This window comes from Solimonas soli DSM 21787 (genome assembly GCF_000474945.1).
Classification (GTDB): domain Bacteria; phylum Pseudomonadota; class Gammaproteobacteria; order Nevskiales; family Nevskiaceae; genus Solimonas; species Solimonas soli.
In genome coordinates, this window is the sequence record NZ_AXDW01000004.1 from 100,981 (window position 1) to 124,404 (window position 23,424).

21 protein-coding genes are annotated in these 23,424 nt (G+C 69.4%); 10 read left to right on the forward strand and 11 right to left on the reverse strand.

The window, feature by feature from the left end:
* Positions 1-60: 60 nt before the first annotated feature.
* From dnaX to K344_RS0103160, 4 genes are all read left to right on the forward strand, one after another.
* A complete protein-coding gene (gene dnaX, locus K344_RS0103145) occupies positions 61-1,758 on the forward strand; it encodes a DNA polymerase III subunit gamma/tau (protein ID WP_028079457.1) in 1,698 nt (565 codons plus the stop codon).
* A gap of 70 nt (positions 1,759-1,828) precedes the next feature.
* Positions 1,829-2,155 carry a YbaB/EbfC family nucleoid-associated protein gene (locus tag K344_RS0103150; RefSeq protein ID WP_028079458.1) on the forward strand — a complete coding sequence of 109 codons (327 nt, stop codon included), beginning with the start codon at positions 1,829-1,831 and terminating at the stop codon, positions 2,153-2,155.
* A 357-nt stretch (positions 2,156-2,512) separates the two neighbouring features.
* A complete protein-coding gene (locus tag K344_RS0103155; RefSeq protein ID WP_157622731.1) occupies positions 2,513-2,767 on the forward strand; it encodes a hypothetical protein in 255 nt (84 codons plus the stop codon).
* A gap of 148 nt (positions 2,768-2,915) precedes the next feature.
* The gene (locus K344_RS0103160; protein WP_028079460.1) at positions 2,916-3,695 is read left to right on the forward strand and encodes an ATP-binding protein; all 780 of its coding nucleotides are present in this window, start codon (positions 2,916-2,918) and stop codon (positions 3,693-3,695) included.
* Here K344_RS0103160 and K344_RS19890 read toward each other — a convergent pair.
* Genes K344_RS19890 through dusA form a run of 3 tightly spaced genes read right to left on the reverse strand, consistent with a single transcriptional unit; the run spans position 3,692 to position 5,948 of the window.
* Positions 3,692-4,426 (reverse strand): UDP-2,3-diacylglucosamine diphosphatase, encoded by a 735-nt coding sequence (locus tag K344_RS19890; RefSeq protein ID WP_043113667.1) that lies wholly within the window; start codon positions 4,424-4,426, stop codon positions 3,692-3,694. The genes K344_RS0103160 and K344_RS19890 overlap by 4 nt on opposite strands.
* Positions 4,427-4,442: 16 nt before the next feature.
* Positions 4,443-4,952, reverse strand: coding sequence for a peptidylprolyl isomerase (locus K344_RS0103170; RefSeq protein ID WP_028079461.1), 510 nt, complete (start codon positions 4,950-4,952; stop codon positions 4,443-4,445).
* A 36-nt stretch (positions 4,953-4,988) separates the two neighbouring features.
* Entirely contained in the window at positions 4,989-5,948 is a 960-nt protein-coding gene (gene dusA / locus K344_RS0103175; protein ID WP_028079462.1) for a tRNA dihydrouridine(20/20a) synthase DusA, read from the reverse strand.
* A gap of 196 nt (positions 5,949-6,144) precedes the next feature.
* Here dusA and K344_RS19895 point away from each other — a divergent pair, with 196 nt between their 5' ends.
* The gene (locus K344_RS19895; RefSeq protein WP_157622732.1) at positions 6,145-7,566 is read left to right on the forward strand and encodes an amidohydrolase family protein; all 1,422 of its coding nucleotides are present in this window, start codon (positions 6,145-6,147) and stop codon (positions 7,564-7,566) included.
* Positions 7,567-7,644: 78 nt separating this feature from the next.
* Positions 7,645-9,639 (forward strand): AsmA family protein, encoded by a 1,995-nt coding sequence (locus K344_RS19900; protein ID WP_051361828.1) that lies wholly within the window; start codon positions 7,645-7,647, stop codon positions 9,637-9,639.
* A gap of 18 nt (positions 9,640-9,657) precedes the next feature.
* Here the strand turns inward: K344_RS19900 and K344_RS0103190 are convergent, their stop codons facing one another.
* Genes K344_RS0103190 through K344_RS0103200 form a run of 3 tightly spaced genes read right to left on the reverse strand, consistent with a single transcriptional unit; the run spans position 9,658 to position 12,257 of the window.
* Complete coding sequence (locus K344_RS0103190; protein WP_028079463.1) at positions 9,658-10,482, reverse strand: alpha/beta fold hydrolase; 825 nt, start codon at positions 10,480-10,482, stop codon at positions 9,658-9,660.
* Positions 10,483-10,505: 23 nt separating this feature from the next.
* Positions 10,506-11,495: an alpha/beta fold hydrolase gene (locus tag K344_RS19905; protein WP_051361829.1), complete on the reverse strand. Its 990-nt coding sequence runs from the start codon at positions 11,493-11,495 to the stop codon at positions 10,506-10,508.
* 39 nt (positions 11,496-11,534) lie between these two features.
* The gene (locus tag K344_RS0103200) at positions 11,535-12,257 is read right to left on the reverse strand and encodes a TetR/AcrR family transcriptional regulator (RefSeq protein WP_028079464.1); all 723 of its coding nucleotides are present in this window, start codon (positions 12,255-12,257) and stop codon (positions 11,535-11,537) included.
* A gap of 74 nt (positions 12,258-12,331) precedes the next feature.
* Between K344_RS0103200 and K344_RS19910 the strand changes: the two genes are divergently transcribed.
* Both K344_RS19910 and K344_RS19915 read left to right on the forward strand, forming a co-directional pair.
* Positions 12,332-13,843 carry a flavin-containing monooxygenase gene (locus K344_RS19910; RefSeq protein ID WP_051361830.1) on the forward strand — a complete coding sequence of 504 codons (1,512 nt, stop codon included), beginning with the start codon at positions 12,332-12,334 and terminating at the stop codon, positions 13,841-13,843.
* Between the two features lie 32 nt (positions 13,844-13,875).
* Complete coding sequence (locus K344_RS19915; RefSeq protein ID WP_043113669.1) at positions 13,876-14,718, forward strand: SDR family NAD(P)-dependent oxidoreductase; 843 nt, start codon at positions 13,876-13,878, stop codon at positions 14,716-14,718.
* 92 nt (positions 14,719-14,810) lie between these two features.
* Here the strand turns inward: K344_RS19915 and K344_RS0103215 are convergent, their stop codons facing one another.
* Genes K344_RS0103215 through K344_RS0103230 form a run of 4 tightly spaced genes read right to left on the reverse strand, consistent with a single transcriptional unit; the run spans position 14,811 to position 18,518 of the window.
* A complete protein-coding gene (locus K344_RS0103215) occupies positions 14,811-16,088 on the reverse strand; it encodes a DSD1 family PLP-dependent enzyme (protein ID WP_028079465.1) in 1,278 nt (425 codons plus the stop codon).
* 32 nt (positions 16,089-16,120) lie between these two features.
* Positions 16,121-17,506 (reverse strand): D-arabinono-1,4-lactone oxidase, encoded by a 1,386-nt coding sequence (locus K344_RS0103220; RefSeq protein WP_028079466.1) that lies wholly within the window; start codon positions 17,504-17,506, stop codon positions 16,121-16,123.
* Positions 17,503-17,886 (reverse strand): c-type cytochrome, encoded by a 384-nt coding sequence (locus K344_RS0103225; RefSeq protein WP_028079467.1) that lies wholly within the window; start codon positions 17,884-17,886, stop codon positions 17,503-17,505. Before K344_RS0103225 ends, K344_RS0103220 begins: the two co-directional genes overlap by 4 nt.
* Positions 17,887-17,939: 53 nt before the next feature.
* A complete protein-coding gene (locus tag K344_RS0103230) occupies positions 17,940-18,518 on the reverse strand; it encodes a TetR/AcrR family transcriptional regulator (protein WP_028079468.1) in 579 nt (192 codons plus the stop codon).
* A 156-nt stretch (positions 18,519-18,674) separates the two neighbouring features.
* On the opposite strand from K344_RS0103230, the gene K344_RS22750 reads away from it, so the two are divergent.
* Complete coding sequence (locus tag K344_RS22750) at positions 18,675-19,694, forward strand: AraC family transcriptional regulator (protein WP_084196908.1); 1,020 nt, start codon at positions 18,675-18,677, stop codon at positions 19,692-19,694.
* 25 nt (positions 19,695-19,719) lie between these two features.
* Here the strand turns inward: K344_RS22750 and K344_RS0103240 are convergent, their stop codons facing one another.
* Positions 19,720-20,175: an Lrp/AsnC ligand binding domain-containing protein gene (locus K344_RS0103240; protein ID WP_028079469.1), complete on the reverse strand. Its 456-nt coding sequence runs from the start codon at positions 20,173-20,175 to the stop codon at positions 19,720-19,722.
* Between the two features lie 95 nt (positions 20,176-20,270).
* On the opposite strand from K344_RS0103240, the gene putA reads away from it, so the two are divergent.
* Positions 20,271-23,399, forward strand: coding sequence for a bifunctional proline dehydrogenase/L-glutamate gamma-semialdehyde dehydrogenase PutA (gene putA, locus K344_RS0103245; RefSeq protein WP_051361832.1), 3,129 nt, complete (start codon positions 20,271-20,273; stop codon positions 23,397-23,399).
* Positions 23,400-23,424: the final 25 nt, after the last annotated feature.

Consider the following 23,424-nt stretch of genomic DNA (forward strand, 5'->3'; position numbering starts at 1 on the left):
GCGGCCTCCGATTCGGGACAATCGCGCCTTCAGCCGTCCCGCCACTCCGGTTCGCACCGCATGAGCTATCTCGCCCTCGCACGCAAGTACCGTCCCCGCGTCTTTGCCGACGTGATGGGCCAGGGGCACGTCGTCAAGGCGCTCTCGCACGCGCTGGCCGGCGACCGCCTGCATCCGGCGATCCTGCTGACCGGCACGCGCGGCGTCGGCAAGACCACGCTGGCGCGCATCATCGCCAAGTGCCTGAACTGCGAGACCGGCGTCAGCGCCGATCCCTGCGGCGTCTGCTCGGCCTGCCAGGAAGTCGACCAGGGCCGCTTCGTCGATCTGCTGGAAATCGACGCCGCCTCCAACACCGGCGTCGACGACGTGCGGCAGATGATCGACAACGCGCAGTACGCGCCGGCGCGCGGCCGCTACAAGGTGTACCTCATCGACGAAGTCCACATGCTGTCGAAGAGCGCCTTCAATGCGCTGCTGAAGACGCTCGAGGAGCCGCCGCCGCACGTCAAGTTCATCCTCGCGACGACCGATCCGCAGAAGCTGCTGGTGACGGTGCTGTCGCGCTGCCTGCAGTTCAATCTGCGGCGCCTGCCGGTATCGCTGATCCGCGACCAGCTCGCCAAGGTGCTCGACCACGAGGGCGTGCAGTACGAGCTGCCGGCGCTCGGCGAAATCGCGCGCGCCGCCGACGGCTCGATGCGCGACGGCCTGTCGCTGCTCGACCAGGCGATCGCCTTTTCCGGCGGCGCGCCGCTGGCGCGCGGGCCGGTCGAGGACATGCTCGGCACCAGCGGCCGCGAGCGCCTGTTCGAGCTGCTGCGCGCGCTGGCGCAGGGCGATCACGCCGCGCTGCTGGCCTGCCTGCAGAAGCTCGAGCAGCAGGCGCCGGATTACGCGGCGCTGCTCAACGATCTGGCCGCGTATCTGCAGCGCATCGCCGTGCTGCAGCTGCTGCCGGGCGCGCGCAGCGAGGACGACGAGGAAGCGCTGGTCGCGCTGAAAGATCAGTTCGCGCCGGAGGACGTGCAGCTCGACTACCAGATCGCCGTCAATGGGCGCCGCGATCTGCCCTGGGCGCCGGACCCGCGTCTCGGCTTCGAGATGGCGGTGTTGCGCATGCTCGCGTTCCGTCCGGACGCGGGTGGCGGCGGCACGCCCGCCGCGGGCGGCGGCGAGCGTCGTGCCGCGGGCGGCGCGGCGACGGCGGCGAGCGTCGCTGCGGCACCGCGCGTGGCGAGTGCAGCCGTCGCGCCGGCAGCGGCGCCCAGCGCCGCTGCGCTCGTCGATGCGCCGCCATCGTCTGCGCCGCCGAGCGCGCCGGCGGAACCCGCATCGGCGCCGGTCCCGGCAGCGACGCCGGCCGACGCGGATGTCGCCGCGCGCTGGGCGGTCGTGGCCGAGACGCTGGTGCTCGAAGGCTTCGCGCGGCAGCTCGTGCGCAACAGCGCCTGGCTCGGCCGCGACGGCGATCTGCTGCGACTGGCGCTCGACCCCAGGGCCAAGCATCTGCTCAATGACGAGCGTCGTGCCGCGATCGAGCGCGCGCTGTCGATGCAGCTCGGCGAGCCGCTGCGCGTGCGCATCGAGATCGCCGGCGATGCCGTGCAGTCGCCGGCGCAGCTGGCGCTGCAGCGCGACGCCGCGCGGCTGCAGGAGGCCGAGGCTTCGATTTTCACCGATCCGGTGGTGCGCGCCTTCCGCGAGCAATTCGGCGCGACGATCAAGCCCGGCTCGATTCATCCGCTCGACTCATGACTGACGCCATCCTCCTGCCGTCGCCCGGCGCCGCGCAGGAATACCCCACCACGAATCCCGGAGCACCCCAATGATGAAAGGCCAGATGGGCAATCTGCTGCGCCAGGCGCAGCAGATGCAGGAGAACATGAAGCGCGTGCAGGACGAGATCGCGCGCATGGAGATCACCGGCGAAGCCGGTGCCGGCATGGTGAAGATCACGCTGACCGGCAAGCATCAGGCGCGCAAGGTCGAGATCAGCGCCGACGCGCTCAAGGAGGACAAGGAGTTCGTCGAGGATCTGATCGCGGCGGCGATCAACGATGCCGCGCAGAAAGTCGACGAGGCCTCGCGCGACAAGCTTGCCGCCGTCACCGCCGGCATGCAGCTGCCGCCGGGCATGAACCTCGGCCTGTGAAGGCGCGGCGTGTGAACGTTTCTTGACCAGAGCCGCGCGGGCGCTGCGCTGCGTTCGCGGCCGCGCCGTTTTGCGGGAGTTATCGGCAGACTTATCAACAATCGCTGTGGATAAAAACATTGCGGCCGTGTGGCTTTGTCGCGCGCCGCCGCCGCGCCAGGCCCGGCAACGGGCGCGCGCCGGCCTGCAAAACCGCCGCTGAAACAAGACCTCAGCTTGCCCAGCTGCGGCGCGACCCGAAGATGTGGCGGCAAGCCGAAGCACGCGCGTCACGAATCCGTCATTCCTTCGACGTGCATTGCGCGCTGCGCGCGCATGCGCGCAAGATCGGCGAATGGCCGAGGGCGGGGAACCGACATGGCACGTTACCTGGCACGCAGAGGGGTGGAAGGTTTTTCCGTCGTCAGCGCGCAGACGGGACGCATCGCGATCGTCAACGGCAGGCTGCTCGATGAGCTCGATGAAGACGAGGCCGACGACTTCGTCGACTTGATCAACTGCGTCGAAGGCGAATCGCTGATGGAGACCGACGACGTCGGCGAAACCGCCGAAGCGACTTCGCTCGCCGCTGTCGGCGCGTCCCGGCCTTACGCTCCCGTCGCGCTCGCATAGCGCGGCTTCTGAACGGCGACGGCACGCGCGACGTGCCGGACGCGAGGACACGATCCGCCGTTCAGCCTGGGGCCTGTTGCCGCGCGCCATAGTCCGTCGCCGCCGCGCACGCGGCGCTGCGCATGGAATCGACGAGCCGGGCCGAGCGATGAGCAAGCCAGAATCCGAAGCTGAAGCGGTACGCCAGGCGCGGCTGTGGCGCATCGAGAAGCGCAGGCTCGAGCTGCTCGGCCAGCTCAGCGCCGGCTTTGCGCACGAGCTCAACAACCTGCTCGCCGTCATCAGCAACAGCAGCTACCTGCTGCGGCGCATCGATGACGAAGCGCGACGCGCGGCCCTGCTGCAGAAGATCGAGGCGGCCACGCGCCGCGGCGCCGAGCTCACGCGGCGCCTGCCGAATATCGGCCGCGAGAACGGGCGAGGCCGGATGGTCATGCTGCAGGAAGTGGCCGGCGAACTCGAAGACCTGGTGCGCCATGTCGTGCGCAGCAACATCCGGCTGCGCCTCGATCTGCCCGCCGAGCTGTGGCCGGTGGCGGTCGACTACGGCGAACTTCAGCTCGCGCTCCTGCAACTCGCCATGAACGCCCGCGAGGCCATGCCGGATGGCGGTTCGCTGCGCCTGCAGGCGCGCAACCGCGCGCTCGAGACGATCGAGGCCGGCCGGCTCATGATCGGCGCCGGCGAGTACGTCGAGCTGAGCGTGGCGGACAGCGGTTGCGGTCTGCCGCCGGAGACGCTGCAGCGTGCGCGCGATGCGGCGGCGGGCGATGAGCGTGCGCACGAGGAGCGCGGACTCGTGCAGGTCTGCAGTTTCGTGCGGCGCGCGCGAGGCGCGCTGGAAGCCGCCAGCGACGCCGGCGCGGGCACGGTGATCCAACTCGTGTTGCCGCGGGCGCGGCCGCCGATGCCGGCGTCGTCCAGCTAGACCGACGGCGCGTCGAGGCGCCGGCGCACGCAGCCCTGCGCCGCATCGACGGCGAGGTACTCCATGCGGTCCTCGTGCCAGTCGGCGAGCACCAGGCGGGTCGCGCGCCGCGTGCCGGCGCGCAGGAGATGATCGGCGGGGCGGTGCGTGTGGCCGTGAATCAGGCGCGTGACGCCATGACGCCGCAGCGTCGCCTGCACGGTCTGCGCGTTGACATCCATGATCGCCGCCGGCTTGTTGCGCTTGCCGGCGCCGCTCTGCCGGCGCAGTCCGCCGGCGATCGCATGCCGCCGCGCCTTCGGCAGGCGCAGGAACAGCCATTGCGCGAGACGGCTGTGCGCGAGGCGCCGCCAGCGCTGGTAGCCGCGATCGTCGCTGCACAGCAGATCGCCGTGCGACAGCAGCGTCGCGACACCGCCGAGCTCGACGACGAGGGGATCATCGACAATCCGCACCCCCGTCGCGCGCGCGAAGCGCTGGCCGACCAGGAAATCGCGGTTGCCGGCCATGAAGAAGACCGCCACGCCGCTCGCCGTCAGCGCGCGCAGCGCGGCGATTTCCGGCGCATAGTCCTCGAGCCCGACATCGTCGCCGACCCAGTACTCGAACAGATCGCCAAGGATGTAGACGGCCTGTGCCCGTCGTGCCGGACCGGCGAGAAAGCGCAGAAAGCCCTCGCGCAGCGGCGAGGACTCGTTCGGCAGATGCAGATCCGACAGCAGCAGGATCACGCGCGCCGCGCCGCTTTCAGAGCACGCTGACCTTGTCGATGACCACCTGCGTGACCGGCACGTCGCGGCCGAAGGGACGCGCATTGCCGGTCGGCGTCTCGGCGATCTTGTCGACCACGTCGAGGCCCGACGTGACCTTGCCGAACACGGTGTAGCCGTAGCCGTCCTGGCCCGGGTAGTTGAGGAAGTCGTTGTCGTTGTGGTTGATGAAGAACTGCGAGGTCGCCGAGTTCGGATCGGAGGTGCGCGCCATGGCGATCGTGCCGCGGTCGTTCTTCAGGCCATTGCTCGATTCGATGGCGATCGGCGCGCGCGTGCGACGCTGGCTGTAGTCGCCCTCATAGCCGCCACCCTGGATCATGAAGCCCTTGATGACGCGGTGGAAGACGAGGCCGTCGTAGTGGCCGTCGTTGGCGTACTGCACGAAGTTGGCGACGGTCTTCGGCGCCTTGGCGGCGTCGAGCTCGAGTTCGATCGCGCCGAGCGTGGTGTCGATGCGGACGCGGACGGGGCTGGTGTCGGTCATGATGGTTTCCGGTGGTGGGTTTGTGTGTTTTCGGGTCTATGCGACAGCCGCCGAGGGTAGCGTATCGTTCATCGCCGCGCGTGCCGCGGCGAGCAGCGCGGCATCGCTGCCGGGACGCGTCGCGCGCTCGGACAGCACGCGGCGGAACGCGCGACCCCCCGGCTGGTTGCGGTACAGGCCGAGGATGTGGCGGGTGATGTGATGCAGCGCCGCGCCCTGCGCCAGCTCGCGTGCCGCGTAGTCCTGCATGTGCGCCAGGATGTCGTCTCTCGTCGGCACGGCATGCGCGTCGCCGAACAGGCGCGCGTCGATGCCGGCGAGCACGTAGGGATTTTCGTAGACCTCGCGGCCGAGCATCACGCCGTCGACCTTGGCGAGATGGTCCTCGCAGGCATCGATCTCGCGCACGCCGCCGTTGAGCACGATGGTCAGCTGCGGAAATTCTTCCTTCAGGCGGTAGACGCTCTCGTAGCGCAGCGGCGGGATCTCGCGGTTCTCCTTCGGCGAAAGACCCTTGAGCCAGGCCTTGCGCGCATGCACGATGAAAACCTCGCAGCCGGCGTTGGCGACCGTGTCGACGAAGCGCCGCATGAACGCGTATTCGTCGGAATCGTCGACGCCGATGCGATGCTTGACCGTCACCGGCAGTCTTGTTGCCGCGCGCATCGCGCGCACGCCGGCGGCGACCTGCGCCGGCTCGTTCATCAGGCAGGCGCCGAAGCCGCCGCCCTGCACGCGGTCGGACGGGCAGCCGCAATTGAGATTGATCTCGTCGTAGCCGAACTGCTCGCCGATCGCCGCGCAGTGCGCCAGCGCCTCGGCATCCGAGCCGCCGAGCTGCAGCGCGAGCGGGTGCTCGGCGGCGTCGAAACGCAGGAAGCGCGCGCGGTCGCCGTGCAGGATCGCGCCGGTCGTCACCATCTCCGTGTAGAGCCGCGCGTGGCGCGACATCTGCCGCAGGAAATAGCGGCAGTGGCGATCGGTCCAGTCCAGCATCGGCGCGACGCAGAAGCGCCACGGGCTGTGTACGGGAATCTCGGCGGTGGTGGCGGCTGCGGTCAAGGCGGCGACGGGCGGGCGGATGCGCCGCTGCCGGCCATTGCCGCAGCGGCGCGGCATGATAGCAATCCGTCCCGGCGTCGGCGGCGTAGCATTGCCTGGCGGCGCCCGATGAACGGGCAGGGAGGCTCGGGTGCGATACGCATGCGCGGTGCTGCTGCTGGCCTTGAGCGCGCCCTGCGCGGCGCAGCCCTCGGCGCTGGCGATCACGCACGTCACCGTGATCGACGGCCGCGGCGCACCGCAATCCGACATGACGGTTCTCGTGCAGGGCGCGCGCATCGCCGCCGTGCGGGCGTCCGCGCAGGCCGTGCCGCCGGCGGCGACGCCGATCGACGGCCGCGGCCGTTTTCTGATCCCGGCGCTGTGGGACATGCATGTGCACCTGATGCGGCCGGGCCGCCCGGAGACCTACTTCGCGCTCTATGTCGCCAACGGCGTGCTCGGCGTGCGCGACATGGGCGGCGATCTGCCGCTTGCCGACATTCAGCGCCTGAAGCGCGAGGTCGAAGACGGTACGTGGCTCGGCCCGCATCTGCTCGCGCCGGGACCGCTGCTCGATGGACCGTATCCGGTGCTGCCGGCGCTGAGCCGCGTGGCGGCCGATGCGCCGTCGGCCGCCGCCGCGGTGCGCGAGCTGCGTGCGCAGGGCGCCGACTTCATCAAGGTCTACAACCGCCTGCCGCGCGACGCGTACTTCGCCGTCGCCGCCACCTCGCGCCAGCTCGGCATTCCATTCGCCGGCCATGTACCCTTCTCGGTCTCGGCGCGCGAAGCCTCCGACGCCGGGCAGAAAAGCATCGAGCATCTGTTCAATGTGCTGTTCGCCTGTTCGCGCCGAGAGGACGAGCTGATGCGCGAGAAGGCGCGCATGCTGGACAGCAGCGACGCCGACGAGCGCCGCCGCCTGCGCCGCGATTACCTGCGCGGCGTGCTCGATAGCTACGACGCGGACAAGGCCGCCGCGCTGTTCGCGCGGTTCGCGCGCAACGGCACCTGGCAGGTGCCGACCCTCGTGCAGCGCCGTTTCTTCGCCGAGCCGGACCCGCAGATCGCCCACGACCCGCGCCTGCGCTACATCCAGCGCTCGCAGCGCCTGCGCTGGGACCCGCAACAGGATGGCCGCATCCAGAACCGCGATCAGGAAGATCGCGAGATCGAGCGTCGCTCCTACGCGATGGACCGCGCTCTGATCCCGGCGATGCTGCGCGCCGGCGTGCGTTTTCTGGCCGGTACCGACAGTCCCGATCCCTACGCCTGGCCCGGTTTCGGCCTGCACGACGAACTCGTCGCGCTGGTCGACGCCGGCCTGACGCCGATGCAGGCCCTGCAGGCGGCGACGCGCAATGCCGCCGAGTATCTCGGGCTGCAGAACGAAACCGGCACGATCGCGCCGGGCCTGCGCGCCGATCTCGTGCTGCTCGACGCCGATCCGCTCGTCGACATCGCCAATACGCGGCGCATCGTCGCGGTGATCGCCGGCGGCCGCTATCTGCCACAGCCGGCATTGCAGGCGCTGCTCGCCGATGCGGCCGCCGCTGCGGATGCCCACTGAGCGCGCAGGTCAGCGTAGGGTCAGCTTGCACGCTGAAGCATGCGAACCGGGACGCAGGAGCACCACAAGGAAGCGAGCATGAATACGCAGAAACCGCGGCGTCGCGCGCTCTACATCCTCGGCGCGCTGGCGCTGGCCATCGTCGTGCTCGCGCTCGTCTGGGACTGGAACTGGTTCAAGCCGCTGGTCGAGCGGCAGGCGTCGAACGCGCTCGGCCGGCCGGTGACGCTGCAGTGCTTCGACGTGCGCCTGCGCCCGCATCCCTGGATCGTCGCCGAGGGCATCGTCGTCGCCAATCCGCCGGAGTTTCCCGCCGGCAGCCGGCTTGGCAGCGTCGAGCGGCTGGCCGTGCAGGTGAATCCCTGGGCCTGGCTGCATGGCCGCCGCCTCAGTCTGCCGGCGATCGAAATCGATGGCGCCCGGGGCGAGCTCGGACCCGGGCCTTCGGGCAAGCCGAATTATGTGTTCGACAAGCTGCAGCGGCGCGAGCCCGCGGAGCCGGACGCGCCGCCGCTCGCGCTCGATCTCGGCACGCTGGCGGTCGCCGACAGCGACGTGCACATCGTCGAACCGCGCTTCAAGGCCGACTTCCGCCTGAAGGTTCGCACCGAGCCGCGCAAGGACGGCGGCGAGCCGGATCTGCACGTCGACATCGACGGCCGCTATGCCGGCGCGCCGATCAGCGGCCGCTTCGTCGGCGGCTCGGTGCTGTCGCTGCGCGATCCGCGGAAGCCGTATCCCGTCGATCTGAAGCTAAGGAACGGTGACACCGAAGCGGCGCTGGCCGGCACCGTCGTCGATCCCCTGCGCCTCGGCGGCGCGCGGCTCAAGCTCGATTTCCGCGGCAACAACATGGCCGATCTCTATGCCCTGACCGGCGTGCCGCTGCCGCCGTCGCCGCCATATCGACTGACCGGTCGCTTCGACTACGCCGACGGCGCGTTCCGCTTTCGCGAGGTCGACGGCAGCTACGGGCAGAGCGACATCGCCGGCGACGTCAGCGTGCTGCCGGCGCGCGGCGATGCGCGCCGGCGCGTGACCATCGTCGCGCACTCGAACAAGGTCGTGTGGAGCGATCTGTCCGGCTTCATCGGCGCGACGCCCGGCGCGCCGGACGCAAAGAACGACAGCGCCGGGCAGAAGGCGCAGCGCCAGGCGCGGCAGAAGAAAGGCAAGCTCCTGCCGGATACGCCGATCGCGCTGCCGCGCATCCGCGCCGCCGATCTCGACGTCAGCTACAAGGTCGACCGCATCGAGAGCGAGTACGCGCCGTTCGACCGCCTCGAAGGCCATCTCGTGCTCGAGGACGGCCTGATCCGCGTGCAGCCGCTCAAGCTCGGCGTCGGCGAGGGCAGCGTCGTCGCCAACATCGCGCTCGACGGCCGCCAGGACCTGATCCATACCAAGGCCGATCTCGATTTCCGCCAGCTCGATTTCCGCAAGGTCATGGACAAGCTGACGATCTTCCGCGGCACCGGCGTGATGGGCGGCAGCGCGCATCTCGATGCGCACGGCAACTCGCTGGCGGCGATGCTCGGCAGCGGCGATGGCGACTTCAGGCTGTTCATGACCGGCGGCGACATCAGTGCGCTGCTCGTCAATCTCGCCGGCCTCGATCTCGGCAATTCGCTGGTCTCGGCGCTCGGCCTGCCGCGGCGCGCCGAGATGCGCTGCATGGTCGCCGACTTCGGCCTCGACGACGGCCAGCTCGACACGCGCACCATGGTGGTCGATACCAGCGAGGCGAACGTCGTCGGCAAGGGTGGGGTGAATCTCAGGGACGAGAGGATCGATTACGAAATTCGCACGCAGCCGAAGCGCATCAACGTCGGCTCCCTGGCCACGCCGATCGATGTCAAAGGCCCGCTGCGCTCGCCGTCGATCCGTCCCGAAGCCGGCCCGCTCGCGGTGCGCGGCGGCGCGGCGGTCGCGCTCGGCGTGCTGCTGACGCCGCTGGCGGCGCTGATCCCGACGATCCAGCTCGGCCTGGGCGAGGACAACGACTGCGTCGCGCTCATTCACGATGCGCAGCGCAGGACGGCCACCGCGGCACCGCGGAGCGCTGCGCCGTGAAGGCCGCGCCGGGTTTGCTCAGTGCCGCGCGAACCAGTCCAGCAGCAGACGGTTGATGTGGTCCGGGCGTTCGAGCTGCAGCCAGTGCGAAGCGCCTTCGATGCGCTCGTAGCGCCATGCGCCGCGCACGCGGCGCCGCGAATTGCGCATCTGGTATTCGGCGAGCGCGAAGTCGCCGGTGCTCCACAGGCCGAGCACCGGGACGGCCACCTCGCCGTGAGGCTGCGTGAGAATGTTCCAGGCGTTGGCGCGATACCAGTTGAGGCCGGCGCGCAGGCGGCCCGGCGGCGACAGTGCGGCGATGCGCGCCGCCGCGTCGTCCGCATCGGTGCTCAGCTTGCGCAGCGCCGTCCAGCGGCCGGCGCGCAGCAGCCGTTCGGCGAGGCCTGGAATCAGGAACACGAAGGTGTACCAGCCGCGCAGCTTCTGGCCGATGCCGCGCCGGTATTCGTCGGGATGGCCGACCGACATCGCGACGTAGCTGGCGAAGCGCTGCGGATGTGCGGCGGCGAGCTGCCAGCCGACGACGGCGCCCCAGTCGTGGCCGACCAGACGCACCGGCTCGGCGATGCCGAGCGCATCGAGCAGGGCGATCATGTCGTCCGCCAGCTGCGCGAGCGCGTAGTCGGCGACGCGCGGCGGCATGGCGGTCTCGCCGCAACCGCGCTGGTCCGGCGCGATGACGCGATAGCCGGCCGCGGCGAGCGCGGCGATCTGGCGCCGCCAGACGCGATGCGTGTCGGGAAAGCCGTGCAGCAGCAGCACCGGCGCGCCATGCCCGGCGAGCGCGACGTGAAAGCTCAGGCCATTGGCCTGCACCGTGCGGGATTCGATGCCGTCCATGCCGGCTCCGGTTGTACGCGTGATCAGGACGCCGCGGCGGGCACCGCCGGCGTGGCGGCCGCAGGCGGCAGGCCGGCGCGGAACGTCTTGTAGTCGACGGCCGCCTGATGCGGCGCTTCGAGCATCGGCATGTGGCCGATGCCCGGCATCAGCACGACCTGCGAATTCGGCAGGGCCTGGTGCAGGATCTCGGCGCCGCTGACGTCCAGCACGCGATCCTGCTCGCCCCAGACGATCAGCGTCGGCGTCGGCAGGCCGGCGACGTCCTGTTCGAGATGCGGCAGCTCCTGGGTGAGATCACGGAAGATGCGTGTGTGCAGCTGGTAGTTCGCGGCGGCGGCGAGCGCCAGCTCATGCGTGACGCTCCAGGGCACGAGCGGCTGCCGGCTCATGGCCAGTGCCATCACGTGCGGGAAATCGTCCGGCGTCTTCGAGAACAGCAGGTACTGGCCGTTCTCGCGATAGGCGCGGAACATTTCCGATTCCTTGGCCGAGCCGACGCCGGCCGGATCGAGCAGCCAGAGGCTGGCGACGCGCTCGGGATGCGCCTTGGCGAAGGCGAGCACGATGGCGCCGCCCATCGAATTGCCGCCGAGATGCGCGTGCGGGATCCGCAGCGCATCGAGGAACTGCGCGAGACGCGCGACCTGCTGATCGATCGAGTAGTCGGCGTCGAGCGGCTTGCTGCTTTCGCCGAAGCCGGGCAGGTCGAGGGCGACGATGCGGCCGGTGCCGCGCAGGAACGGCGCGATCTGCGACCAGTTGTCCTTGTCGGCGCCGATGCCGTGCACCAGCACCAGCGGCGCGTCGTCGCCGCGCGCAGCGTCGTCGGCCGAATCGAGATAGGCGATGTCGAAGCCGGCAATCTGCACGGTCCGGCGATGCAGGCCGCCGAGCGCGTGCTGCACGGTCATCGCCGCCTGCGCCATCGGCTTCGGAAACAGGCGATCGGCGAAGACGTAGACGATCGCGATGACGACCAGCGCCAGCACTACCTTGAACAAGCCCTTCATGGTGAGACTCCCCCGGATGGTTGTGGATTCGGTGCGCGCTCAGGCGCGCCGGGTGGGCGCCGGCTTGCCGATGCGGCGCTCGGCCTCGGTGCCGGCGGCGTCATAGAACAGCACGCAATGCTCGACGACGGTGTCGAGCGGCGTCTTGAAACCGTTGAAAGCCCAGTGCATGACGAGGTACACGGTCGAGCCGACCAGACCGTTGGCGACCAGCTGCGCGTCGACGCCGTGCTTCGGCAGCTGCGGAAACAGCGAGAGGATCAGCGAGCCGACGATGTCGGCGAAGCTCTGCGTCGCCAGCTGCGACTGGCGGCTGACCTCGGCGCCGACGGTCAGCGCGTCGATCAGCAGGATGCGCGACAGGCGCGGATCGGCGCGCAGCGTCTCCAGAAAGGCGCGCACCGCGGCACGCGCCATGGCCTGCACGTCGCGCGGCGGCTGGCTCAGGGCGCGCATCACCGCGGCGCGCACCGTGCTGATGGCGTGGTGATAGACGGCGAGAAAGAGGTCTTCGCGATTGCTGAAGGACTCGTAGAAATAGCGTTCGGTCAGCTTCGCCTCGGCGCAGATCTCGCGCACGCCGACGGCGTGATAGCCCTTGTTGCCGAAGGCGTTGAGGCCGGCGGCGATCAGCTGCTCGCGACGCTGGCGCTGGCGTTCCTGCGGATCGAGGCCGCGGAAGCGGCGGCCGCGCGCCGGCCTGCCGTCCGGTTTCAGCGCGGCGTCTTCGCTCGTCTTCGCGGGGGGCTTCGATTTCGACATCGGCCAATGTTGACATGAACTGTTGTCAATTGTAATGTGACAACACTGATTGTCAATTCATCGGGGAGAGACCCATGGCGTTCGACACGAGGCGCGGCGAGGAGAAGCAGATGTCGGTTCTGATCATCGGCACCGGGTTTTCCGGGCTCGGCATGGCGGTGCGGCTCAAGCAGGCCGGCATCGAGGATTTCGTGCTGCTCGAGCGCGCGCAGGGCGTCGGCGGCACCTGGCGCGACAATCGCTATCCGGGCTGCGCCTGCGACGTGCAGTCGCATCTCTATTCGTTCTCCTTCGAACTGAATCCGGACTGGACGCGGATGTTCGCGCAGCAGCCGGAGATCGAACGCTACCTGCAGGGTGTCGCCGACAAGTACGAGCTGCTGCCGCACGTGCGCTTCGGCGCCAACGTCAGCGCCGCGCGCTGGGACGAGGCGGCGGCGCTGTGGCGGGTGACGACGCAGGACGGCCGCACGTTCGCCGGCCGCGTGCTGGTGTCCGGCATGGGCGCCCTGAGCAACCCGGCCTTTCCGAAGATTCCCGGCCTCGCCGACTTCAAGGGCAAGCTGTTCCACTCCGCGCAGTGGGACCACGATTACGACCTCAAGGGCAAGCGCGTCGCCGTGATCGGCACCGGCGCGAGCGCGATCCAGTTCGTGCCGCAGATCGTGCCGAAGGTCGCGCACCTCGACCTCTACCAGCGCACGCCACCGTGGATCATGCCGAAGCCCGACCGTCCGATCTCGGCCTTCGAACGCAAGCTGTTCCGCCTGCTGCCATTCACGCAGAAGCTGATGCGCGCCGGCCTCTACGCCTTCCTCGAAACGCGCGTGCTCGGCTTCGTCGTCAACCCGAAGATCATGACGCTGGTGCAGAAGACCGCGCAGCGCCACATGAAGCGGCAGGTGCCGGACCCGGAGCTGCGCCGGAAGCTCACGCCGGACTACACGATCGGCTGCAAGCGCGTGCTGATCTCGGATGACTACTACCCGGCGCTGACGCAGAAGCACGTCGACGTCATCACCAGCGACGTCAGCGAAATCCGCGCCAATGCCGTCGTCACCGCCGACGGTACCGTGCGCGAGGTCGATGCGATCATCCTCGGCACCGGCTTCACCGTGCAGGATCCGGTGCCGCGCGGCGCGATCTTCGGTCGCGGCGGCAAGGACCTCTGGGACAGCTGGAGCGAGAAGGGCGTCGAGGCCTATCTGGGCACCAGCGTCCATGGCTTCCCGAACTTCTTCATGCTGATGGGCCCGAACACCGGCCTCGGCCACACCTCGCAGGTGTTCATGATCGAGTCGCAGATCCGCTACGTGATGGACTGCATCCGGACGATGCGCAGCCAGAAACTGCGCACCGTCGACGTGCGCGCCGACGTGCAGAAACGCTTCAACGACAAGGTGCAGGGCACCGTCAGCTCGGCGATCTGGAATTCCGGCGGCTGCAAGAGCTGGTATCTCGATGCGCGCGGCCGCAACACCACGATCTGGCCGGGTTTCACCTTCGTATTCCGCAACAAGACGCGGCACTTCAAGACCGAGAAGTATGCGGTCGAGGCCGAAACCAGCAGCGCGACGCGCGCCTGAGCCGCGCGTCGATCCGACACCAGGGGGGAGAGATGAAATCGTTCCACGGCAAGGTTGCCGCGATCACCGGCGCCGGTTCCGGCATGGGCCGCGAACTGGCGATCGAACTGGCCAGGCGCGGCTGTCACGTCGCACTCGGCGACGTCAATGAAGCGGGACTCGCGCAGACGGTCGAACGTGTCAGGGCGCATCCGGTGCGCGTGACGGCGCAGCGGCTCGATGTCGCCGACCGTCAGGCGGTCTACGCCTGGGCCGACCAGGTCGTCGCCGACCACGGCAAGGTGAACCTCGTCTTCAACAATGCCGGCGTCGCGCTCGGCAGCACGCTCGAAGGCGCCTCATACGAGGACTTCGAGTGGATCATGAACATCAACTTCTGGGGCGTGGTCTACGGCAGCAAGGCGTTCCTGCCGCATCTGCGCGCCTCGGGCGAAGGTCACATCGTCAACACCTCGAGCGTGTTCGGCCTGTTCGCGGTGCCGGGCAACGGCTGCTACAACGCCAGCAAGTTCGCGGTGCGCGGTTTCAACGAGTGCCTGCGCCAGGAACTCGAACTGACCGGATCGCCGGTGAGCCTGACCAGCGTGCATCCGGGCGGCATCAAGACCGGCATCGCCAGGACCGCGCGCATGAGCGACAGCATCAACGGCGTGCTCGCCAAGGACGGCCAGTCGGCGCGCGACAACTTCGACAAGCTGTTCATCACCTCGGCACACCGCGCGGCGCGCATCATTCTCAAAGCCGTCGAAGGCAACAAGCGCCGCGTGCTGGTCGGGCCGGACGCCAAGCTGTTCGACATCATGGTGCGGCTGCTGCCGGCGCTGCATCAGCGCATCGTCACGTTCTTCGCGAGACAGCAGGCGAGGCGTGGCTGATCTTCTTTTGAACCACAGATTTCACAGATGACACAGAAGTAAAGGTGTCATTTTCGAGGCTTTTGATCTGTGGAATCTGTGGTTGGCGCTTTTCAGTTCCGGTAAACCGGCCAGCGTTCGACGATCCTGCCGCCGCGCAGGGCGAGGAGATCGCCGAACTCGAGCAGCACTTCCTCGACGACGGTCGGGCGGAAGAAGACCTGATCGTCGACCTTCAGGCCGGTCGCCGGCGAGCCGTTGATGCCTTCCTGGTTCGAGCTGTGGCCGAAGCTCGAATAGAACTGCAGGCCTTTCGGCGATTCGTACTCGGCCATCCAGTTGCCGCCGTAGATGAAATAGGTTTCGCGCTGGTTCGGGTCCCACCAGGAAATGATCGCCGACTTCTCGTCGAGGCCGGGCAGCTCGGTCGGGCCGGTGGCCTTGAGTACCGGCGTCGCGATGTAGACGGCCGGCACGTGATTCTGCAGGGTGTCGATATCGTAGTGCGTCGGCTTCAGCATGCCGGTGCCGATCGACACCTCGTTGCTGATCTTCTCGTCGCGATGCAGCGGGTAGCTCGGGCTGCCGGCGGTGTTCAGCGTCAGCCCTTCATGCCATAGCGCGGCGTACTCGCGGCGCGTGAAATCGACGCAGGCCTGGTAGTGATCGAGCACGCGGCGCAGCAGGGTCTCGCGCGAGGCGACGATGGACGGGATCGCGACGATGTGCGGGTCGTAGCCCATGAAGCCGGCGAATTCGAGATGCTCCGCGTGCGCGGCGATGGTCTTCAGCAGCTCGCCGAGCGCCGGCAGTTCCTTGACGCCGCCGCGATGCAGGCCGACGTCGAGCTCGATGTTGACGCGCATCTTGGTGCCGAGGCCACGCGCCACGTCCAGATACTGCGCGAGACGCTCCGGCGTATCGATCAGCCACTGCAGCTGGCGCTTCGGATCGAAGTCGCCCTTCAGATTTTCGTAGAACAGCTGCGCCGAGCGCGCCGGCAGCGGCTTGCCGAGCAGGATGTCGGCGTCCGGCATGTTCTCGGCGTCGTGGTTGAGGAACGGTTGATGGAACGACATCAGGCGCTTCGTGTTCGTGCGCTGCGCGATGTATTGCATCAGCGCCAGCGACGGCAGCGACTTCTCGACGATGCGGTAATGCTTGCCGCTCGCCGCGGTGAAGGCGTTGACGGCGGCGATGTTGCGGTCGAGCCGATCGAGGTCGATGACGACGCTCGGCCGCATCGGGCCGTTGCGCTTCAGCTCGTCGTTGAGCGTGCGGAAGTAGTCGTCGTGCGGCGCGCCGTGGTCGGTCGGTTTCAGGGCCGCGGCGCCGCCGACGGCGACCGCGCCGACGCCGAGCGTGCCGATCAGGAACTTGCGACGGTTCATGTTTTCCTCCGTGGGTCCGCTGACGGCCTGGCTCAGGCGCCGAATACCGTGCGCAGGTGGCCGTTCAGGAACTTGCCCTGCGGATCGAGTTCGGCGCGCACGTCGGCGAACTCCTTCCAGCGCGGATACAGCGGTTCGAGCTGGCGCGCGCCGAGCGTGTGCAGCTTGCCCCAGTGCGGACGGCCGCCGTACTTCCAGAAGATCGGTTCGACCGCCGCGAAGTAGTTGTGATAGTCCATCGTGTAGTGCTGATGGACGGAAATCGAGCAACGCGGGCCACCCTCGAACATCGACAGCGGAATGTCGTCGGCGTGCACGTAGCGGTATTCGATCGGGAACCAGGTCGGCAGCCGCTTGTCGCGAATCTTCCTGAGGATCTCGCGCACGCAGGCCGGGCCGTTTTCGGCCGGCACCGAATACTCCATCTCGTTGAAGCGCACGTTGCGCACGTTGGCGAAGATGTCGAAGGAATCGCCGACGCGTTCGTCGAAGGACGCCGTGCGCGCCACCAGATTGAGGATCGCCGTGCGTGCCGCCGGCCAGTCGCGACCGTACTGGTCGAGCTTCTGGATCGCGGTGACGTAGTCGTTGCCGCCTTCCTCGGCCGGATCGATCGGCGGCGTCGGCGGATCTTCGGTCTCGTTCAGCGCGACGGCGGCCGCGTAGTCCGAGTTGGTGATGATCTGCATCTCCCAGTGCTGGTTCTCGCGCGTGAGCGTCGCGACGTCGTCGAGCAGATCATCGGTTTTGGCGACCCACATCTTCTCGCGCAGGCGGAAGGCCTTGCGGTTCTGCAGGCGCACGCGCGTGATCAGGCCGAGCGCGCCGAGGCCGACGCGCGCGGCCCTGAAGATTTCCGGATGGTGCTCGGCATCGCAGTCGACGATCTCACCCCGGGCGGTGACGAGGCGCAGGCCGATGACCTGCGTCGAGTACGAGCCGAACGTCACGCCGGTGCCATGCGTGGAGGTCGAGATGGCGCCGCCGAGCGTCTGGTAGTCGATGTCGGACATGTTCGGCAGCGCGAGACCGACCGCCTTCAGCGCTTCGCCCATGGTCGACATTGGCGTGCCGCCGCCGAACTCCGACTGCATCTTGCCGGTGTCGTGCGCGAGCAGGCCGGTGAAGTAGGGCATCGAGATCAGCGTGCCGTCGGTCGGCACCAGGGCGCTGAACGAATGCGAGGCGCCGACCGGGCGGATCGTGCCGACCGCGTTGCGAACGGCCTCGGCCAGCTCGTCCTCGCTTTTCGGCGCGAGCCGCGCGAAGGGAATGCAGGCCTGAGCGCCGGACCAGTTGTGCCAGGGGATCAGGCGGCGCGGCGCGGCTTCGGCCAGCGCCGTCCAGCCGCCGCCGATGCCGAGCGCGGCGCCGGCGACGAGCCGGCGGATCAGTTCGCGTCTGCTGAGCATGCTCATTCCCCTCCCTCCAGCTTGGCGCCCGACATGAATTCGATCAGGGCGATGAACTGATCCTCGTCGCACTGCATGCACATGCCCATCGGCGGCATGCCCTGATAGCCGTTGATGGTGTGATCGAGCAGGGTGTCGGCGCCCTGCGCGACGCGCGGTGCCCAGGCCTTGTGGTCGCCGGCCAGCGGCGCGCCGGACGCCGGATTCGCATGACAGAGCTTGCAGCTGCTGTCGTAGATCGGCGCGAGTGCGCTGTCGGTCGGCTCGGCCTTGAGATCGGCGGCGCTGAGCGGCGCGTCGCCGGCGTCTTTGCTGCCGCAGGCAGCGAGCAGCAGCGAGGCCGCCAGCACGGCGGCGAGGGCGGTCGGCAATGGGCAATGGCGCATGGCAGGCTTCCTGTGAATCGGGTCATCACGGTCGAACGAGAGGCGGGGCATGTTCACGGCACCTGGCCGCCGCCGGTGGCGAGCCGGGTCAGCAGATCCTTGATGCGCGCGCGCTGCGCGCGGGTGAACGGACTGACGCGGAACAGTTCCATGAGCCACAGGCCCTCGGTCGCCAGATGAACGAGCGCGGCGCGCTCGAAGGGCACGCCCTCGCTGATCGCCGGCAGGCGCTTGCGGAAGAAGTCGCGCACCGGCGCCATCAGCTTCGGGTCGCTGGCGACCACGGACAACAGCGCGCCGCTGACGCGGTCGTTGTGCAGCGGGTCGTTGATCGAGGCGCGCACGTAGGCGTGCAGGGCGCGGGCCGGCGCATCGGGCAGCTTGTCGGCCTGCGCCTCGCGCGCCGCGTGCGAACGCTCGACCGCGCGGCTGACCAGCGCTTCGAGCAGGGCGTTCTTGCTCGGGAAGTGGTACATCACGCCGCCCTTGCTGACGCCGGCCTCGCGGGCCACGGCATCGAGCGTCAGGCGCACCGCGCCGTGCGCGACGACGATCGCCTCGGCGGCGTCGAGCATCGCGTCGCGGCTGCTGGGGCGGCCTGGGCCCTGGCCCGGACGTCTGGTCTTGGTCATGGCGGCGAAGCTAAGGGCCGTGCCTCGGCGGCGCTTGACAGGAGGCGACATTCTGGCCGATTACTATACCGTCCGGTCGGCACAGAAAATGCGTGCCTGCGCAGTATCCGCGGCGCTCCGGGGAGCGGCCGCGACGCCGACCGCGGGGAGGTCATCATGCAGCAAGCGCAATGGAGCGGGGCCGGCGCGACGATACGCGCGGGCGCGTTGACGGGCATCGCCGATGCGCTGGCGCCGCGCGGGCTGCGCGCCGAGCCGTTCTGCGAGCGGCGCGGCGTCGATCCGGCGGTGCTCGCCGATGCCGAGGCGCGCCTGCCGCTGGATCGCTATGTGGAGCTGCTCGAAGACGCCTCGCGCAGCAGCCGCCAGCCCGGCCTCGGCCTGCATCTCGGCTATGCCCAGCCGCTCAGTTCGATCGGCCCAGGGGCACAGCGCATTGCCGGGGCGCACTGCTTCGGCGAGGCCATCGCCCTTCTGATCGCCGACCTGCCGCTGCACCAGGACGGCGTGCGCATCGAGCTGCAGCTCGACGGCCGCTGGGCGAGCGTCTCCTACTCGATCGCCCATCTGCACGGCCTCGAATACGCGCAGGACGCCGAGTTGTCGCTTGCCAAGATGCTCGCCGCCGTGCGCCGTCTCGGCGGCGATCCGCGCTGGGCGCCGGCGCAGGTGCATTTCGAACATCCGGCGCCGGCCGATCCTGCGGCGCAGCGCCGCCTGTTCGACGCGCCGGTGCATTTCGCGCAGCCGCGCAATGCCCTGGTCTTCGCGCGCGAGTGGTTGCAGGCGCCGCTGCGCGGCCCGCGCGCCGCGGCCGTGGCCGCGCTGCCGGCCGGCAAGCCCGCATGCGGTGCGGGCGATCTGATGGGCGAGCTGCGCCGCCGCATCCTCGGCGCTTTGCCCGAGGGCGGCGTGACGATCGATGCCATCGCCGCGCAGCTGGGCCTCAGCGAGCGCACGCTGCAGCGCCGGCTGCAGGCCGTCGGCCTCAGTTTCCAGCAGCTCGTCGAGCGGCTGCGCTACGACAGCGCCTGCCGCTATCTGCGCCAGGGCCACCTGCCGCTGACCGAGATCGGCTATCTGCTCGGCTATTCCGAGCCCAGCGCGTTCAGCCGCGCCTTCCGGCGCTGGAGCGGCGCGAGTCCGCTGGCGTACCGGCGACGGGTCACTGCTTAGAGACGCCGCGCGCCGGCGGCTCCGCTCAGATCGGCAGCGCGACCGTCGACTTCACTTCCTCGAGTACCGCATAGGTCCGCGTCTCGCGCACGCCGGGCATGTTGACCAGCGTCGCGCCGAGGAAGTTGCGGTAGGCGGCCATGTCCTGCACGCGCGCCTTGATCAGGTAATCGAAGCCGCCGGCGACCATATGGCATTCGAGGATTTCCGGGGTGGCGCGCACGGCGGCGGCGAAGGCCTCGAACACGTCGCCGGTCGTGCGGTCGAGCAGGATCTCGACGAAGATCAGCAGGGCGCGATCGAGCTTCTCGGGATCGAGCAGGGCGGTGAAGCCGGTGATGTAGCCGCGCTCGCGCAGGCGCTTGAAGCGCTCGTGGCAGGCGGCCGGCGAGAGATTGCAGCGCTGCGCGAGATCCTGGTTGGTGATGCGGCCGTCGGCCTGCAGGGCGCGCAGGAGGCGGCGGTCGGTGTCGTCGATCATGGCCGATGGTCCTTCGGATTCCGATCGAGGATTTATATGCGGATTCGGAAAGCAGCGTCAAAATACCGAGCACATTCGACACCGCTGTGAATACGATGGAGATTCTTCAAGGGAGTCCATCGTTCGTGGTTTCCAGTCCCGCATTGCAGGCCGCGCGGGCGCGGCTGCCGGCGCTGTATCGCCGCCCCGAGCCCGAAGTCCTCGCCGAGCTGCTGCCAGCGGCGCGGCTCGCCGCCGACGAGCGCACGCGCGTGCGCGCCGAGGCGGGCCGCCTGCTCGACACGCTGCGCGATCCGCGCAACGGCGGCTGGATCGATCGCTTCCTGCAGCAGTATCCGCTGGACACCGACGAAGGCATCGCGCTGCTGGCGCTCGCCGAAGCGTATCTGCGCGTGCCCGACGCGCTGACCGCCGACGCGCTGATCCGCGACAAGCTGGGCGACGGCGACTGGGCGGCGCATCGCGGCGCGTCGGAATCCTTTCTCGTTAACCGCGCGACGTTCGCATTGGCGATGACCAAGGCGCTGATCGAGGACGGTCCCGATGCCGGACCGGTGCGGCGCGCCGTGGCCCGGCTCGGCGAGCCGGCGATCCGCCAGGGCGTCGCCGTGGCGATGAAGATCATGGGCGAGCAGTTCGTGCTCGGCCGCGACATCGGCGAAGCGCTGCACGCCGCGCGCCGCAACGGCAACGCGCGCTTCCGCTATTCCTTCGACATGCTCGGCGAGGCGGCGCGCACGCGCGAGGATGCGCAGCGCTACTTCGCGTCGTACCGCGCCGCCATCGACGCCGTCGGCGCCGCGGCGCAGGCGGACCGTGGCCTGCTGGCGCGCGACAGCGTCTCGGTGAAGCTGTCGGCGCTGCACTGCCGCTACGAGGTGCTGCAGGCGCGTGACGCGGTGCCGGAGCTGACGGCGATGGTCGTCGAGCTGGCGCGCGCGGCAGCGGCGCGCGGCATCGGCCTGACCATCGACGCCGAGGAAAGCGAGCGTCTGGAGATGTCGCTCGACATCATCGCCGCCGTCGCCGCCGATCCGGCGCTGGCCGGCTGGGACGGCCTCGGCATGGCGGTGCAGGCCTATCAGCGCCGCGCGCGCGCCGTGATCGACTGGGCCGACGCGCTCGGCGCGGCGACGCGGCGCAAGCTGACCGTGCGCCTCGTCAAGGGCGCGTACTGGGACAGCGAGATCAAGCGCGCGCAGGAACGCGGCCTGACCGACTATCCCTTGTTCACGCGCAAGGCGGCGACCGATCTCAGCTACCTGGCCTGCGCCCGGGCGATGCTCGCCGCGCCGAACCTCTATCCGGCCTTCGCCACACACAACGCGCTGAGCGTGGCGACGATCCTCGAATGGGCCGGCGCGCGCCGCGACTTCGAGTTCCAGCGTCTGCACGGCATGGGCGTCGGCCTCTACGAGAAGCTGATCGACGAGCGCGGCTACGCGGCGCGCGTCTACGCGCCGGTCGGCGGCCATCGCGATCTGCTCGCCTATCTCGTGCGCCGCCTGCTCGAGAACGGCGCCAACAGCAGCTTCGTCCACCAGCTCGCCGACCGCGCGGTCGGCGACGACCTCTTGCTGGCCGATCCCGTCGCCGCGGTGGAAGCGGCCGGCCTCTCGCACCACAACGCCATTGCCATGCCCAGCGATATCTTCGGCGCTCGCCGCAATTCTTCCGGTCTCGATCTTTCCGACGCCGCCACGCTCGAACGCCTGGCGCGGTCCCTGCAGGAAGCCTGGGCGACGCCGCGGCGCGCGGCGCCGATGATCGGCGGCGAAACACGCGGCGGCGTCGCGCAGCCGGTACGCGATCCGGCCGACACGAGCCGGATCGTCGGCGAGGTCGTCGCCGCCACGACGGCCGACGTCGCCGATGCGCTGGCGCTCGCCGCCGCCGCGCAGCCGCGCTGGAACGCGGTGCCGGTGGAGACGCGCGCCGCCTGCCTCGAACGCGCCGCCGACCTGCTCGAACGCGATCGCGATGCGCTGATGGCGCTGGCCATGCGCGAAGCCGGCAAGAGCGTCGGCGACGCGCTCGCCGAGGTGCGCGAGGCCGTCGACTTCTGCCGCTACTACGCACAGCAGGCGCGCGCGCAGTTCGCGCCGCTGCCGCTGCCGGGGCCGACCGGCGAGCGCAACGAACTCGTGCTGACCGGTCGCGGCGTGTTCGCCTGCATCAGCCCGTGGAATTTTCCGCTGGCGATCTTCATCGGCCAGGTCGCCGCGGCGCTGGTCGCCGGCAATACCGTCGTCGCCAAGCCGGCGCCGCAGACGCCGCTGATCGCCGCGCACGCCGTGCGCCTGCTGCGCGAGGCCGGCGTGCCGGCCGATGCCCTGCATCTCGTGCCCGGCGGTCCGCCGGTCGGCGCGGCGCTGGTTGCCGATGCGCGCGTCGCCGGCGTCGCCTTCACCGGCTCGACGGCGACCGCCAAGCGGATCGCGCGCGCGCTGCTCGACGACGAGTCGCGGCCGATCGTGCCGCTGATCGCCGAGACCGGCGGCCTCAACGCGATGTTCGTCGATTCCACGGCGCTGCCCGAGCAGGTCGTCGCCGATGTGCTCGTCTCCGCCTTCCAGAGCGCCGGTCAGCGCTGTTCGGCGCTGCGCCTGCTGTGCGTGCAGGAGGACGTCGCGCCGCGCGTGCTCGAAATGCTCAAGGGCGCGATGGCGGAGCTGAACATCGGCGATCCGGCCGACTTGGCGACCGACGTCGGCCCGGTGATCGACGCCGAGGCGCGCGCGCGCCTGCTCGCCCATCTGGACGCGCATCGCGAGCGCATCGTCGCGCAGTGCGTCCTGCCGCCGGCCTGCCAACGCGGCCATTTCGTGCCGCCGACCGTGATCCGCCTGGACGCCGTCGAGGCGCTCCGCAGCGAGGTGTTCGGGCCGGTGCTGCACCTGGCGACCTGGAAGGCCGGCACGCTGGCGTCGATGGTCGAGCGCGTCAATGCCGGCGGCTACGGCCTGACCATGGGCCTGCACAGCCGTCGTTCGGAAGCGCTCGACGAGCTGCGCGCACGTGCGCGGGTCGGCAATCTCTACGTCAACCGCACGATGATCGGCGCCGTGGTCGGCAGCCAGCCGTTCGGCGGCGAGGGCCTGTCCGGCACCGGGCCGAAGGCCGGCGGTCCGCACTACCTGCTGCGCTTCGCGACCGAACGCACGCTGTCGGTCGACACGACCTCGGCCGGCGGCAACGCCTCGCTGCTGAGTCTCGACGCCTGAGTCATCGAGCGCATACGCTGCGCGA